Here is a 14,363-nt window from a genome sequence, read left to right on the forward strand (position 1 = left end):
ACGCAACCGATCAGGCGCCCATGGCCGCCAGGTTGCGCGCCAACGTCTCGTAGAACTCCTCCGGGGGCTGGTGCAGCCGGGACTTGATCCCGCGGGACCAGTCGTCGGCGAGCACCTCGGCCGCCCCCGCCTCGACCCCGTCGAGGGTTGCCGCCACGAGCTCCGCCGGGGCGAGCTTGGGCGCATCGAAGCCGGCCGTCATGTCCGTGTCGGCCAGCCCCAGGTGCACGCCCGTCACCAGAGTGCCCTGCGGCTCCAGCTCGAGGCGTAACCCGTTGGTCATCGCCCACGCGGCCGCCTTGGTCAGGTGGTACGACGTGGCGCCGGGGGTGGCGAACCAGCTCAGGGCGGAGAGGATGTTGACCACGGCGCCACCGCCGTGGGAGGCGAGAGTCGGGGCGAAAGCCCTGATCATCCGCAGGTGCCCGAGGAAGTTGGTCTCCATCTCGCCCTGCAGTGCGTCGAGGGAGCCGTCCACCAGAGAGGTCCCCGCCTGCACGCCGGCATTGTTGATGAGCAGGTCGACGTCGGTGGCGATCTCCGCCGCCGCCCGGACCGAGCCGGGATCGGTGATGTCCAGGGTGAGCGTGCGAACCCCGGGCAGGTCCACGGAGTGAGGCGTGCGAGAGGTGGCGTAGACGGTGCGCGCCCCGCGGTCGAGGAGCCCGCTGACGAAGGCGCGTCCGAGCCCTCGATTGGCGCCGGTGACGAGTGCGACTGAATTGTTGATGTCCATGTGAGGAACGCTAAGAGCTGACACCAATGTTAGAGGCAACGCGATCTGGAGCACACCATGACCACCACAGAAGGAATGATGCGGATCGGTGAGGTGGCGCAGCGCGCCGGCGTCTCCGTGCGCTCGGTGCGCTACTACGAGCAGCAGGGCCTGGTCAGCGCCGAGCGCAGCCCGTCGGGCCAGCGTCTGTACACCGCCGATGTCGTGGAGCGGGTCCGGTTCATCCAGGAGATGTTCACCGCGGGCCTGACCAGCCGGGACGTCGCCCAGCTGATGCCGTGCAAGGAGGCCGGTCACGCCGACGCGGAGCAGCGCAGCATGCTCCGCGCCGTGCGTGAGCGGGTCCGGGCCAGGGCCGAGGAGCTGCAGGACACCCTGCGCCGGCTCGACGACGTCATCACGGTGACCGACGGCCATCCGTGAGCCCGCCCGTGACCTCACTCGGCCCTGCTGGGCGGGGCCATCGCCATCGTGATCAGCTTCGTCGCCTTCAGCGGGACCTACATCGGGGTCGCGATCGCCGAGGGGATCACGGCTCGCTCATCGTGACCACGACCTTCCCCGTGCCTCGCCCCCGGCCCAGGCTCGCGAGGGCCTCGGCGCCGCGCTCGAGCGGATAGCGCGCGCTGACCGTCGGCCGCAGCCGGCTGCCCTCCACCAGGTCGAGCAGGGCGGCGAGGTCCTCCCGGGATTCGTGGGAGACCAGCATGACCAGGCGCTGCCGGGAGACAGGGTTCAGCAGCGCCGCCAGCGCGGAGCGGCCCAGCCCGCCGGCCACGGCCCGTTCGGGCTCAGAACCGACGATGACCAGCGTGCCCGTCGGCGTCAGTGCCGAGCGCAGGCGCCGCAGCGGGCGGTGGCCGCCGGTGTCGATGATGGCGTCGAATGGGCCGCGCTCCAGCGGGTCCTCCCGGGTGTGGTCGATGACCTCCGCGATGTCCAGCTCGCGCACCAGCTCGACCTTCCCGGTGCTGCAGGCCCCGGTCACCGCCGCGCCGTCGGCCCGTGCGATCTGAGCGGCGAGATGCCCCACGCCGCCCGCGGCGCCGAGCACGAGCACCCGCTGACCGGGCCGCACCTGAGCCGCGTCGCGCACTGCATGCAGCGCCGCGCAGCCGGAGACGGGCAGGGCCGCGGCCTCCTCGGCGCCCAGCGTGTCCGGGCGCCGGTGGAGCCGGTCGGCCCGGGCCCGCGCGAACTCGGCCAGGGATCCGTCACCGCTGCAGGCCAGGCCGAACACTTCGTCACCGACCGCGAATCCCTCGACGTTTTGTCCGAGTGCGTGGACGCGCCCGGCGAGATCGCTGCCCAGCACACGGCCCTCCCGCCCGGGGCGCGAGAGCCGCACCATGGCCGGCCGGCCCTCGAGGAGATGGACCACGCCGGCATCGAGCCCCGCGGCCGCCACCTCCACCACGACCTCTCCCGGCCCCGGCTGCGGCATCGGCCGCTCCCGCAGCGGCAGCGTCTCCGGCCCTCCGAAGCGCTCCTGGACGAGTGCGCGCATAACATTCCCCTTACGCCGTAAGCCTTACGCTGTAAGTCAACGTAGGCTGGCTTCGCGCGGACGTCAAGGGCGGTCTGCGGCCGAGGGAACGGACGAGGGGGCGGACGACGGATGGACTCGCGGCGGTCGACGCAGCGCGCAGCGCTCACACCGGAGCGCATCGTCGCGGCGGCGCTCGAGCTGGCCGACGCCGACGGCATCGCGGGCGTCTCCATGCGCGCGGTCGCCGGCCGCCTGGGCGTGCAGGCGATGTCGCTGTACAACCACATCCCGGGCCGCGAGGCCCTGCTCGACCACATGGTCGATGCCGTCTTCTCCGAGATCTCCCCGCCCGATCCCGCGGCCGGCTGGCGGGCCGCGATGGAGCAGCGAGCCTGCTCCGCGCGCGCCGTGCTCGCGCGCCACCACTGGGCCGTCGGCCTGCTCGACTCCCGCAGCCGGCCGGGCCCGGCCACGCTCGAATACCACGAGGCGACCCTGCGCTCCCTGCGCACCCACGGCTTCTCCGTCCCGGCCACCGCGCACGCCGTCGCCGCACTGGACGCCTATATCTACGGGTTCGTGCTGCAGGAGGTGAGCCTGCCGTTCTCCATCCCCGATGAGCTCGAAGCCGTCGCGGAAGCCCTCCTGGACGAGGAGACGGCCCGCCGCTACCCCTTCTTCACCGAGTTCGCCCGGACCCATGCGCTGCAGCAGGGCTACGACTTCGGCGCCGAGTTCGAGCACGGCCTGACGATGCTGCTGGATTCCCTCGCCCCCGACCGGCCGGACGTTCCCACCTCTTGACGTCGGTCCCCCGAGCGGGGAGATTGAGCGCACAGTCACACGACGCAGTCTCAGCCCCAGAAAGCAGGGAGCGCGATGAGCACGAGCACAGTCGAGAGATCACGAGGAAGCTACGTCGATCGTCCGTCGTCCAGTTCGCTGGCCGACGTCGTCGAGATCATCCTGGACAAGGGCCTGGTCATCGACGCCTACGTCCGCGTCTCGCTGGTCGGGATCGAGATCCTGACGGTCGACCTCCGCGTCGTCATCGCCAGCGTCGACACGTACCTCCGCTTCGCCGAGGCCACCAACCGGCTCGACCTCACCCAGCAGGGCGGGCGCGATCTGCCCGACATGATGGGCGGCATGGTCGAGGACGGCGCCCAGGGCAAGACCAAGGGCGCGGTCCAGGGCCTGAAGGACGCCGTCATGCCCGGCAAGGGCGATTCGGACGGCGATGAGCAGAGCGCCGAGCAGAACAAGCAGAAGCAGGCCTCGGAGTCCGAGTGACATCGACCCCTGCCATGACCACCGAGACCTCTGACCTGTACCTGTACGGCGTCGTGCCGTCGGACTACGAGGTCCCGGGCGACCTCCAGGGCGTGCAGGGCAAGCCCGTGCGCACGGTCGGCTCCGGCCGCACCGCCGCAGTGGTGGGCGAGCTGGAGCCGACCGAGGCACTGGGCACCCCCGACGACCTGATGGCGCACACGCGCGTGCTCGATGCCATCGGCCGGACGCGTCCGGTGCTGCCGATGGCCTTCGCGACCGTGCTGGAGGGTGACGCCGACGTCGAGGCCGACGTGCTCGCACCCCGCGAGGACGTCTACGTCCAGGCGCTGGAGCACCTCGAGGGACACACCCAGTACACGCTCGCCGTGCGGTTCGACCGCGACCAGGCACTGCGCGAGATCGTCACCGGCAACGACGAGGCGGCCCGCCTGCGCGAGGCGATCGCCGGGACCAGCGAGGACGAGACCCGTCCGCAGCGGATCCGGCTGGGCGAGATCATCGTGCGCACCCTGGAGAGCTGGCAGCCGGCGGAATCCGACATGGTCCTGGCCCGGCTCCGCGAGGTCACCGCCGACGTCTCCGTGCGCAGCACGGGCGGGGCGGACGACGTGGTCGAGGCCGCGGTGCTGGTGCCCCGGGCGGAGCTCGAGCCGTTCGAGGCCGCGATCGAGGACCTCGCCCGCGAGCACCACGAACGCCTGCGCTTCCGACTGGTGGGGCCGCAGGCCCCGTACGACTTCGTGCCGGAGGTGTAGGGAGCATGGGACTGTTCTCCGCCCTCCTGGGCGCACCGCTGCTGCCGATGCGGGGCACCGTCTGGGTCGCCGAGCAGGTGCTCGAGGAAGCCGAGCGCCAGTACTACGATCCCGCCGCGATCCGCCGCGCCCTCGAGGAGGTCGCCGACGCCCGCCAGGCCGGCAGCATCGACGAGGACGAGGCCGACCGGCTCGAACGCGAACTGGTCGCCCGGCTGATGGAATCGACCCGCCGAGCCCGCGCGAAGGAGACACCATGAACGACGACGAGAACCAGCAGCAGGGCCACGGCGAGGACGACGAGCAGCAGAGCCAGGGCCAGGGCGAGCAGCAGAGCCGCCGCGTCTCCGCCGTCGACGCCGTCAAGAAGGCCCTCGACCAGTTCAGCACTCTGACCGGCCGGGCCCCCGAGTCCGTCGTCGGCGTCCGCTGGCACGAGGACCGCTGGAAGGTGCGCCTCGAGGTGGTCGAGTCCCGCCGCGTCCCGGACAGCGCCGATCTGCTGGCCGAGTACGAGGTCGATCTCGACGGCGGAGGCGACCTGCTCTCCTATGATCGGAAGGACCGATACGTCCGCGGCCGCCCCTCGGACTGAGTCCCGGGTCCCGACAGTCAGGAGTCAGTGATGAGCATGGTCAACCAGTCCGGCCGCGCGATGGAGCCCCAGCGCGACCGCGAGGGGACCCTCCTGCACGTCGTCGAGACCCTGCTGGACAAGGGGCTCGTCCTCAACGCCGACATCATGGTCTCCGTCGCCGGCGTCGAGCTGCTGGGCATCCGGATCCGCGCGGCCCTGGCCTCGTTCGAGACCGCAGCCCGCTACGGCCTGGACTTCCCCGCCGGCACGGACCGCGACACCGTCGCCTGGCGCGAGGCCATCGAGCAGAAGGACACCTGCCCGCAGTGCGGCAAGCGCGCCGAGCTCAAGCAGCTGATGAACGAGTTCTGCCCCTGGTGCGGCTGGCAGAGCGCGAAGTCGAAGAGCCTCGAGGCGGGGGAGACCCGGGAGCTGGACTCCGCGGCGCAGGCCGACGCGGGGACCCGGGACGACTGAGGCCGCCGTCGTGGCCGAGCCCTCCGAGGGATCCCAGCGCGCCCTGGAACCCACGCGCGACCCCCGCGCGACCCTGCCGGATCTCATCGAGGTCCTGCTGAACAAGGGCGTCCACCTGGACCTGGACCTCATCATCTCGGTGGCGGAGATCCCGCTGATCGGGGTGAACCTGCGCGCGACCATCGCCGGCATCGAGACCATGCTGGAGTACGGCATGATGCGCCAGTGGGACGAGCAGACCCGCGCCTGGGTGCGCGCCTCGATGGCCCGCCACCTGCCGCTGGCCGACGGGGAGGACCTGATCGCCAAGATGGCCGGCGGCCACTACCAGGAGGGCTTCCACCGCACCTGGCGCCCCGGCAGCGCCTACCTCACCGACCGGCGCCTGATCATCCAGCGCCGCGATCCCGCCGAGACCCTCTGGCAGGCGCCGCTGGCAGCGATCACCGCGATACGCCCGATTCGCGAGGACTCCGTCGGCGGCGAGCAGCGCACCCGGATCCTGGTCACGCTCGAGGACGGGACCGAGTCCAAGCTCTCCGCCGTCGAGCCCGACCGCCTCATCTCACTCGTCCGCGAGCAGACCGGGCTGACAGGCGACGACGAGCCCGTCGACGTCGGCCCTCTGCGCGAGGGGCCCATGTGGTACCTCGAACCGCGGGCCGACGGGGGGATCTGGCGCACCGGCCGGGCGGTGCTCAGCGCCGACGAGGGCCTGGTGTGGAGATCGCCGCTGGACATGCGGGCACCGGTGCGGATCCAGCCGGCCGAGATCACCGCGGCGGAGCTCACGGACGTGCCCGACCCCACGGCCGACGCGACGATCCTCGAGCTCACCACCGCCGACGGCACGATCCGCCTCTCGGCCCCGGACATCGCACAATGGCAGCAGCAGCTCCAGGAGCGGAAGGAGGTCTCCCATGGCACTGGAAGTCGATGAGGCGAGCCTCAAGCACGGCGTGCTCACCCTGGTGGTCACGCTGGTCGAGGTGATCCAGGAGGCGCTGGAGACCCAGGCCGTGCGCCGGATGGAGGGCGGCGATCTCACCGAGGAGGAGCAGGACCGGCTGGGCGAGGCGCTGCTCGAGCTCGATGAGGCCATGGAGCAGATCAAGGCCGAGCACGGCATCACCGACTCCGTCACCGACCTCCACCACGGACTCGACGACGTCGTCGACGAGGTGGTCGACAAACTGATCAATCCCGCCCGCTGGGCCGAGGAGCAGCGGAAGGACACCACTGGATGAGCGAGCTGTACGTCTATGCGGTCGTTCCGGCCGGCCCGTTCCGCCCACGCGTCCGCGGCATCGACGGCAAGGAGCTGGACGTCGTCACCTCCGAGGCTGCCGGCGTCGCCGCCGTCGTCCACGCTCATGACGCGCCGCCGTACGAGGGGCCCGACGACGAGGTCAAGCGCTGGATCCTCGAGCACAGCGACGTGGTCGAGGACGCCTGGAACGGGGCCGGCGCGGTACTGCCCGTGTCCTTCAACGTGATCGTGCGGCCGGACGACGAGACGGGCGCCTCGGCCGCCGATCAGCTGCGGGCCTGGCTGGAGTCCACCGGGGACGGCCTGGCGCGCCGGCTCGGCGAGCTCGACGGGACCGCCGAGCTGCGCATCGAGATCTCCCTGGACCGTGAGGAGCACACGCAGGCAGACCCGGAGATCGCGCGTCAGCTGGAGGAGTTGGCCGATCGTCCCGCCGGGGTGCGCCGGCTGATGGAGAAGAAGCTCGAGAAGACCTCGAAGGAGCGCACGGATGCGGCGGCCGACGAGCTGTATCCCTCGTGGCGCTCGCGGATCGCCGCCCACTGCCTCGAGATCGAGGAGTACCGCGCGCCGGTCCGCGAGGCCTCTCTGGTGCCGGTGATCACTGCCGCCTGCCTGGTCCGGGCCGATGCGACCCGGGCCCTGGGCGCGGAGCTCGCCGAGATCGACGACTCCCTTCCCGCCGCCCGCATCCGCTTCCTGGGCCCCTGGCCCCCGTACTCCTTCGCGGACGTCGGCGCGCCGCAGTAGCCTCAGCCGAAGATCGCTCGCAGTGTCACGACACTGATGGCGCCGATGAGTCCGGCGCACGGCAGGGTGATCACCCAGGCCAGTGCGATGGGCCGCATCAGCTTCCAGTTCGCGGCCCGGTTGACGATGCCGACGCCGAGCACGGCGCCGATGAGGATGTGCGTGCTGGAGACGGGCAGGCCCAGCACCGAGGCCGCCATGACCACGCCCGCGGCGGAGAGCTCGGCGGCGAAGCCCGAGGCCGGATGCATCGTGGTGAGGTTCGTGCCGACGGTGCGGATCACCCGTCGGCCGATGAACCACAGCCCCGCCATCAGCGCGACACCGCAGGTGACCATGGCCGGCAGCGGCACGGCGGCCTCCGCGTCGATGGATTGGTTGCGCAGCACGTCGATCACCGCGGCGAACGGGCCGATGGCGTTGGCGATGTCGTTGGAGCCGTGGCTGAAGGCGAACGCGGCGGCGGTGAAGACCTGCATCCAGCTGAACATGAGGAACGTCGAGCGCGAGAGCGTCTGGTCCTTCAGGGTCTTGGCGAAGATGAACACAGCCATCCACACGGCGGCCCCGATCATGCCCATGATCAGGAAGTTCCCCACCGAGCTGATCTCCAGGTGGAGATTCTTCAGCCCCTTGAACAGCAGCATCGAGGAGATGACGATGGAGCCGAACGCCGCCAGCAGCGGCACCCAGGTCTCCAGCGCCCGATGGGTGTCCACCGCGTCCCGATCGGACTCGATCTCGTGGAGGCGGCGGAAGTAGTCCGATTCGAGCTCCTCGGGATCGACATCGTGCTGGGTGACCGTCACGGCGTCGCGGGTCATCGCGTTGGTGTAGGAGATCTGCTGGAGCTCGTCGAGCCGCTCGAAGTCCCTGCGGTGCTCGCGGCGCAGCTCGGCCCGCTTCTGCTTGAACTCGCGCAGCTTGGCGTCGGCCTCCTCGTTGTAGACCAGGATGTGCTGCTTGATCCGGCCGAACAGGAACCAGGCGACGGCTCCGCCGAGGACGGGGGAGAGCACCCAGGAGAAGGCGATCTGGCCGATCTGGCCCCACTGGATCATCTCCGCGCCGCCCGCACCGGTGACGACGCCGAGGGTCAGGGCGGCCCCGACGATGCCGCCGATGATCGAGTGGGTGGTCGAGACCGGCCAGCCCATGCGGGTGGCGATCAGCAGCCAGACGGCCGCGCCCAGCAGGGCGGACATCATGATGAACACGAAGTCCATGGGGGCGAGGTCCACGGCGCCGAGGTCCACGATGCCGCTGCGGACCGTGTCGGTCACCTCGCCGCCGGCGAGCACGGCGCCGCTGACCTCGAAGATCGCCGCGACCATGAGGGCCTGCTTCATGCTCAGGGTGCCGGCGCCGACGGAGGTGCCGAAGGAGTTGGCGACGTCGTTGCCGCCGATGTTGAAGGCCATAAACAGCCCGAAGATGATCGTGGTGATCAGGATCGTGCGGTTCGCCTCGTCCCCGATGTAGTCGAAGGACCACAGGGTGAAGCCGATCAGTGCGATGGCCATCAGCAGGCCGAAGCTGACATGCCACCAGCGGTCCGGGCCGAGGAACCCGGCCTTCTCGGTGGGGATGTCTGCGCGGGGCGGGGCGGTGTCCTGAGACATGTGAGGAGCTCCCGAGGGATGAGAGGACTGTCCGCCCACAGGGTGCGCCGCGCGGGGAGAATCCAGGTGACCTCTCAGTGGACACCTGAGGACGGACCGCCGAACTCCGGGAAGCTCGAGGCGTACAGCGGTCAGCGCGACAGTTACCGAACCGTGACAGCGCGTCCCGGGCGGTGGCCGAATACTGATCGGATCCTCGCCCCGGCCCAGTCTCGGGTATATGTCCAGCACTGCGACGCACTGCCCGTACTGTGCCCTGCAGTGCGCCCAGACGCTCACCGCCACCGATGGGGAGCCGCTGGAGGTGGACGGCCGCGACTTCCCCACCAACCGCGGCGGCCTGTGCCGCAAGGGCTGGACCTCGGCGGAGGTCCTCACCGCCCCGGACCGGATCACGACGCCCCGGCTGCGTACGGCCGACGGGCAATTCCGCGACGCGAGCTGGGACGAGGCCCTCGACGTCGTCGCCTCCGGCATCCGCGAGCAGCAGGCCCGCCGCGGCGCGGACGCGGTCGCGGTGTTCGGCGGTGGGGGCCTGACCAATGAGAAGGCCTACGCGCTGGGCAAGTTCACGCGGGTCGTGCTGGGCTCGCGCTTCATCGACTACAACGGCCGCTTCTGCATGTCCGCCGCCGCGACCGCCTCGAACCGCTCTCTCGGGCTGGACCGCGGTCTCGGGTTCCCGCTCGCCGATCTCGGCGGCGCGGACGCGGTGCTGCTGCTGGGCTCGAACGTCGCCGCGACCATGCCCCCGTTCGTCCAGCATCTGGCCGGAGTGCGGGAACGGGGCGGGCTCGTCGTGCTCGACCCGCGCGCCTCGGCCACCGCGGCGCTGACGTCCGACGGGGCCGGCACCCACCTCGCCCCTGTGCCAGGCACCGACCTGGTGGTGATCCTGGCCCTGATCCACGTGGTCCTCGCCGAGGGACTGGTCGACGGGGAATACGTCGCCGAGCGCACCAGCGGGCTCGAGGATCTGCGCGCCGCCGCGGGCCTGTGGTGGCCCGAGCGCGCCGAAGCCGTGTGCGGGATCGGCGCCGATCAGATCCGCGGCGTCGCGCGCTCTCTCGCCGCGGCGTCCCCGTCCCGTGGCGGAGGTGGCGCCTACATCCTCACCGGCCGCGGCGTGGAGCAGTCCACGCAGGGCACCGCGACGGTCACCGCCGCCATCGACCTGGCCCTGCTGCTGGGACTGATCGGCCGGCCCGGTTCGGGGTACGGGCCCATCACCGGCCAGGGCAACGGCCAGGGCGGTCGCGAGCACGGACTGAAGTCCGACCAGCTGCCCGGCTACCGCCAGATCGCCGACCCCGCCGCCCGCGAGCACGTCGCCGGTGTCTGGGGCATCGACCCCGATTCCCTGCCCGGCCCCGGCGTGCCCGCCGTCGAGCTGCTCAGCATGCTCGGCACCCCGGACGGCCCCAGCGCCCTGATCGTCAGCGGCGCCAACGTCGTCGTCTCCGCCCCCAACTCGGCGGCGGTGCGGGAGCGTCTGGCCTCGCTCGATCTCCTCGTGGTGCTGGACACCGTGCCCTCGGAGACCGCCGAGTGCGCCGACGTGATCCTCCCCGTCGCCCAATGGGCCGAGGAGGAGGGCACCATGACCAACCTCGAGGGTCGCGTGATCCGTCGCCGCCGCGCCCGGCCGGCACCCGGTGAGGCCCGCAGCGAGCTGTGGATCTTCCACGAGCTCGCCGCCCGTCTCGGCCACCCCGAGGGTTTCCCGACGGACGCCTCGGCCATGTTCGACGAGCTGGCCCTCGCCTCCGCCGGCGGCCGCGCCGACTACGCCGGTCTCAGCCATGAGCGCCTCGACCGCGAGGGCAGCATCCAGTGGCCGTGCCCGGCTCCGGATCATCCCGGCACTCCGCGGGTCTTCCTCGACGGCTTCCCCACGCCCGACGGCCGTGCACGCCTGATCCCCGTGGAGCACCACCTCTCGCACGACGACGTGCGCACCGACGCCCCGATCCACCTGACCACCGGGCGCCTGCTCGAGCAGTACCAGTCCGGGGCGCAGACCCGCCGGGTGCCGTCGCTGCTGGCGGCCCGGCCGGAGTCGTTCGTCGAGATGCACCCCCTGCTCGCGGACCGGCTCGGCATCGAGGAGGGCGACGGCGTCCACCTGCGCACGCGTCGCGGGGAGACCACCGCGCCCGCACGGATCACCGAGGCCATCCGCCCCGACACCGTGTTCATGCCCTTCCACTACTCCGGGCCGGGCAGCGCCAACCTGCTGACGAGCGACGCCACCGACCCGTTCTCCGGGATGCCCGGATTCAAGATGACCGCCGTCGAGATCACCCCCCAGGAGAGGAGTCCCGCATGAGGATCGTCGTGATCGGACACGGCATGGTCGGCTCCCGGTTCGCCGCCGACATCGTGCGCGCCGACCCGTCGGCCCAGGTCACCGTGCTGGGCCAGGAGGACCACCAGCCGTACAACCGCGTGATGCTCTCCTCCCTGGTCGCGGGGAAGACGGATGCCGGATCCCTCGCGCTGGAGACCGAGTCGAGCGACCGCCTGCGGGTGCTGCGCGGGGTGCGCGCCGTCAGCATCGACCGCGCCCGGCGCGAGGTGACCGACGCCCGCGGCGAGCTGCACACCTACGACCGGCTCGTGCTCGCCACCGGCTCCGCCCCGCGGATCCCCGACGTGGCCGGCCTGCGCGCCGCCGACGGGCTCGCCGGCGGCATCAGCGCCCTGAAGGACCTCGACGACGCCCGACGGATCCTCGAGACCGCGGGGCGCGCCGAACGGGCTCTTGTCCTGGGAGCCGGCGTGCTCGGCCTCGAGGTCGCCACCGGCCTCGCCGCCCGGGGACTGCGCGTCACGCTGGTCCACCACCGCGACCGGCTGATGGAGCGGCAGCTGGACCCGGATGCCTCCGAGATCGCCCGCACCTCCCTGGAGCGGCTCGGCATCGACGTCGTCACCGGCGTCACCGCTGCTCGCGCCACCCTCGAGAGGGGCCGGGTGGCGAGCGTGGAGCTCTCCGACGGCAGCTCGCACCCGGCGCAGCTGATGGTGCTGTGCGCCGGCACCGTCCCGCACGTGGCGCTGGCCTCCGAGGCGGGGCTCGAGTGCGATCGCGGCATCGTCGTCGGCCATGATCTCGCGACCACGCTGGATCCAGCCGTGTTCGCCATCGGGGACTGCGCCCAGCCGCCGGAAGGGGCGAGCGGCCTGGTCGCGCAGGGCTGGGAGCATGCCCGCCGGCTCGTCGAGTCCTGGACACCGCGCAGCGCGGACGCGCCGGTCGCACCGGCCGCCGCGACGGACTCGCTGCGCGGGCGCGAGCTGGTGCGCGTCAAAGCCGTCGGCTTCGCGCTGGTGGCGATGGGCCGCATAGATCGGCCCGAGCCGGAAGCACATGCGCCGCGGTCAGTACGCCTGAGCGACCCCTCCGGCGGCCGCTACACCGAGGTGGTGGTGCAGGAAGGCCGGCTGATCGCCGCCACCGTGATCGGGGATGACGAGGCGGCGGCCTCGCTCAGCGCGGCCTTCACCCGCCGCACGCCGGTCCCGCGCGACCCGGTGCATCTGCTCGCCAGGCCACTGGCGTCCCAGGCGGCGGCTCCCGTGCGCCGGCCGCAGGAGATGGACGACGCCGACGTGATCTGCCAGTGCAACGGGGTCACCAAGGGCACGATCTGCGGGGCCATCCGCTCCGGATGCGCCACCCCGGCGGCCGTCTCCAAGGCCACCCGCGCCGGCACCGGCTGCGGCACCTGCCGCTCCCAGCTCGAGGAGCTCATCGCGACGGACGACGGTCAGGTGCCGGCGATCCTCGACCCCTCGGCCGCCGCGGAGCATCAGCCGGCCTGAGCGACGGGCCGGCGAGCCTGCATGAGCCGATCGGCGCCCGCGACCCGCGCGACCAGGGCGAGCCGCGCCCGCCGCGGCAGCAGTCCCGCGACCCACGCGACCGGACCCGTCGACCGGTTCGCCTCGGCGGTCGGGCCGGGGACGGGTCTCTCGACGGCGCGCAGCATGGCCGTCGCCACCTGCTCCGGGGTCTTCCGGTTCCCGCTGTACTGCTCGCCGCCGATCCGGTCGAAGAATTCGGTGGCGGTCAGGCCGGGGGCGAAGGCCACGGTGCGGATACCGCTGCCGCGCAGCTCCCACCACAGGGCCTCGGTCAGCGCGATCCCGAAGTTCTTCGTCGCGGCGTAGGTGGCCATGCCCGGGATCGGCTGGTACCCCGCTTCGCTGGTGACGTTTATCAGCATGCCGTGACCCGCCGCGCGCAGGTCGGGGAGGAAGGTGTGGCACAGGTCGACCACGGCGGCGATGTTCACGGCGATCTCGTCGGCCAGTCGTTCGGGGTCCTCGTCCTCGAACGCTCCGTCGCTGCCGAAACCGGCATTGTTGACGAGGCTGGTGACGCCCACTCCGCGCCGCGCCAGCTCGTCGCGGATCGCCGGGCCGGGACGACGCACGGAGAGGTCGGCCGGGACGGTCTCGACGCGGATGTCGTGAGCGTTCCGCAGCTCATGGGCGAGGGCGTCGAGCCGGTCGATCCGGCGCGCCACCAGAACGAGGTCGGAGCCACGGGCGGCAAGCTCCCGAGCCACGGCACGGCCGATACCCGAGCTGGCGCCGGTGATGAGGGTGGTCTGTGAAGAGAAGTCGAGGTTCGTCATGACGCCACCATACGTCACGTATGGCACTGAGTGCCAGAAGTGGCGCAGAGGTCTGCTGGTCGATATCATCGCCGGATGACCGATTCCCCGGAGAGCCTTCGCGACCGCACCCGGCGGGAGGTTCGCCGGCAGATCGCCCAGGCAGCGACAGGGCTGTTCGTCCAGCAGGGTTTCGAGGCCACGACGGTCGACCAGATCGCGGCGCAGACAGGCATCTCCCGTCGGTCGTTCTTCCGGTACTTCGCCAGCAAGGAGGACGTCGTCGTCGGTGAGCTGGCCGATCGGGGAGCGATCATGGCGGCCGCGCTCGCCGAGCGCCCGGCGGAGGAGTCGCCGTGGGATGCGATGAAGGCGGCCCTGCTCGAGCTGCAGGCGTCGATGCGAGTCAGTGACGAGATGGAACTGGAGTTCGGCCGGATCCTGTACGACACCCCGTCCCTGCGGGCACGCCACCTGGAGAAGCAGCTCAGCTGGCAGGAGCTGCTGGTCCCGATCATGGCCGAGCGCGTCCGGGCGGCGGATCCGGATTCGGCCATCGAGCCCGAGCTCGCCGCGGCCGCCATCGTGGTCGCCTCGCTCACCTGCCTCGATGTCGCGGGGGAGCACTGGATCCAGCAGAACGGCGCGGTCTCCCTCGAGCGCCTCTACGACGACGCCGTAGCCGCCGTCCGAAGCTGACCGCCGTGTCGGGGCAGCGCGCGCTCAACACTGATCTCGCGTAGGTCGCGCTGCTGTCGCGTCGTCC

17 protein-coding genes are annotated in these 14,363 nt (G+C 71.5%); 13 read left to right on the top strand and 4 right to left on the bottom strand.

The genetic code is table 11. From position 1 onward, the window contains the following. Positions 1-10: 10 nt before the first annotated feature. The gene (locus AC5020_RS08705) at positions 11-736 is read right to left on the bottom strand and encodes an SDR family oxidoreductase (RefSeq protein ID WP_464987985.1); all 726 of its coding nucleotides are present in this window, start codon (positions 734-736) and stop codon (positions 11-13) included. Between the two features lie 57 nt (positions 737-793). Between AC5020_RS08705 and AC5020_RS08710 the strand changes: the two genes are divergently transcribed. After that, positions 794-1,159 (top strand): MerR family transcriptional regulator, encoded by a 366-nt coding sequence (locus AC5020_RS08710; RefSeq protein WP_464987986.1) that lies wholly within the window; start codon positions 794-796, stop codon positions 1,157-1,159. A gap of 106 nt (positions 1,160-1,265) precedes the next feature. Here AC5020_RS08710 and AC5020_RS08715 read toward each other — a convergent pair whose 3' ends face one another. Then, positions 1,266-2,243, bottom strand: a complete 978-nt coding sequence (locus AC5020_RS08715; protein ID WP_464987987.1) for an NAD(P)-dependent alcohol dehydrogenase — start codon at positions 2,241-2,243, stop codon at positions 1,266-1,268. Between the two features lie 111 nt (positions 2,244-2,354). Between AC5020_RS08715 and AC5020_RS08720 the strand changes: the two genes are divergently transcribed. The 9 genes from AC5020_RS08720 (at position 2,355) to AC5020_RS08760 (ending at position 7,350) form a co-directional block, all read left to right on the top strand. Next, the gene (locus tag AC5020_RS08720; protein ID WP_464987988.1) at positions 2,355-3,029 is read left to right on the top strand and encodes a TetR/AcrR family transcriptional regulator C-terminal domain-containing protein; all 675 of its coding nucleotides are present in this window, start codon (positions 2,355-2,357) and stop codon (positions 3,027-3,029) included. A gap of 75 nt (positions 3,030-3,104) precedes the next feature. Further along, complete coding sequence (gene gvpJ / locus AC5020_RS08725; protein WP_464987989.1) at positions 3,105-3,518, top strand: gas vesicle protein GvpJ; 414 nt, start codon at positions 3,105-3,107, stop codon at positions 3,516-3,518. Between the two features lie 14 nt (positions 3,519-3,532). Then, positions 3,533-4,276 carry a GvpL/GvpF family gas vesicle protein gene (locus tag AC5020_RS08730; RefSeq protein WP_464987990.1) on the top strand — a complete coding sequence of 248 codons (744 nt, stop codon included), beginning with the start codon at positions 3,533-3,535 and terminating at the stop codon, positions 4,274-4,276. Positions 4,277-4,281: 5 nt separating this feature from the next. Continuing rightward, positions 4,282-4,536: a gas vesicle protein GvpG gene (locus tag AC5020_RS08735; RefSeq protein ID WP_377018027.1), complete on the top strand. Its 255-nt coding sequence runs from the start codon at positions 4,282-4,284 to the stop codon at positions 4,534-4,536. Beyond that, entirely contained in the window at positions 4,533-4,871 is a 339-nt protein-coding gene (locus AC5020_RS08740) for a gas vesicle protein GvpO (RefSeq protein WP_464987991.1), read from the top strand. The genes AC5020_RS08735 and AC5020_RS08740 overlap by 4 nt, the downstream gene beginning before the upstream one ends. A 30-nt stretch (positions 4,872-4,901) precedes the next feature. Next, complete coding sequence (locus tag AC5020_RS08745) at positions 4,902-5,330, top strand: gas vesicle protein (RefSeq protein ID WP_377018031.1); 429 nt, start codon at positions 4,902-4,904, stop codon at positions 5,328-5,330. A gap of 10 nt (positions 5,331-5,340) precedes the next feature. Next, positions 5,341-6,270 carry a gas vesicle protein gene (locus tag AC5020_RS08750; RefSeq protein ID WP_464987992.1) on the top strand — a complete coding sequence of 310 codons (930 nt, stop codon included), beginning with the start codon at positions 5,341-5,343 and terminating at the stop codon, positions 6,268-6,270. Then, entirely contained in the window at positions 6,251-6,577 is a 327-nt protein-coding gene (locus AC5020_RS08755; protein WP_377018033.1) for a gas vesicle protein K, read from the top strand. Before AC5020_RS08750 ends, AC5020_RS08755 begins: the two co-directional genes overlap by 20 nt. Then, on the top strand, positions 6,574-7,350 hold the full coding sequence (locus tag AC5020_RS08760) for a GvpL/GvpF family gas vesicle protein (RefSeq protein WP_464987993.1): 777 nt from the start codon (positions 6,574-6,576) through the stop codon (positions 7,348-7,350). Before AC5020_RS08755 ends, AC5020_RS08760 begins: the two co-directional genes overlap by 4 nt. A 2-nt stretch (positions 7,351-7,352) precedes the next feature. Here the strand turns inward: AC5020_RS08760 and AC5020_RS08765 are convergent, their stop codons facing one another. Then, a complete protein-coding gene (locus tag AC5020_RS08765) occupies positions 7,353-8,972 on the bottom strand; it encodes an inorganic phosphate transporter (protein ID WP_377018035.1) in 1,620 nt (539 codons plus the stop codon). Between the two features lie 220 nt (positions 8,973-9,192). Between AC5020_RS08765 and AC5020_RS08770 the strand changes: the two genes are divergently transcribed. Both AC5020_RS08770 and AC5020_RS08775 read left to right on the top strand, forming a co-directional pair. Continuing rightward, entirely contained in the window at positions 9,193-11,301 is a 2,109-nt protein-coding gene (locus tag AC5020_RS08770; RefSeq protein ID WP_464987994.1) for a molybdopterin oxidoreductase family protein, read from the top strand. Next, the gene (locus AC5020_RS08775; RefSeq protein WP_464987995.1) at positions 11,298-12,800 is read left to right on the top strand and encodes an FAD-dependent oxidoreductase; all 1,503 of its coding nucleotides are present in this window, start codon (positions 11,298-11,300) and stop codon (positions 12,798-12,800) included. The genes AC5020_RS08770 and AC5020_RS08775 overlap by 4 nt, the downstream gene beginning before the upstream one ends. On the opposite strand, the gene AC5020_RS08780 is transcribed toward AC5020_RS08775, so the two are convergent. After that, the gene (locus AC5020_RS08780) at positions 12,788-13,618 is read right to left on the bottom strand and encodes an SDR family NAD(P)-dependent oxidoreductase (protein WP_464987996.1); all 831 of its coding nucleotides are present in this window, start codon (positions 13,616-13,618) and stop codon (positions 12,788-12,790) included. The two genes, AC5020_RS08775 and AC5020_RS08780, sit on opposite strands and share 13 nt — an antisense overlap. A gap of 75 nt (positions 13,619-13,693) precedes the next feature. On the opposite strand from AC5020_RS08780, the gene AC5020_RS08785 reads away from it, so the two are divergent. Continuing rightward, entirely contained in the window at positions 13,694-14,296 is a 603-nt protein-coding gene (locus AC5020_RS08785) for a TetR/AcrR family transcriptional regulator (protein WP_464987997.1), read from the top strand. Positions 14,297-14,363: the final 67 nt, after the last annotated feature.

The sequence above is a fragment of the Brachybacterium sp. SYSU DS0246 genome (assembly GCF_059391765.1).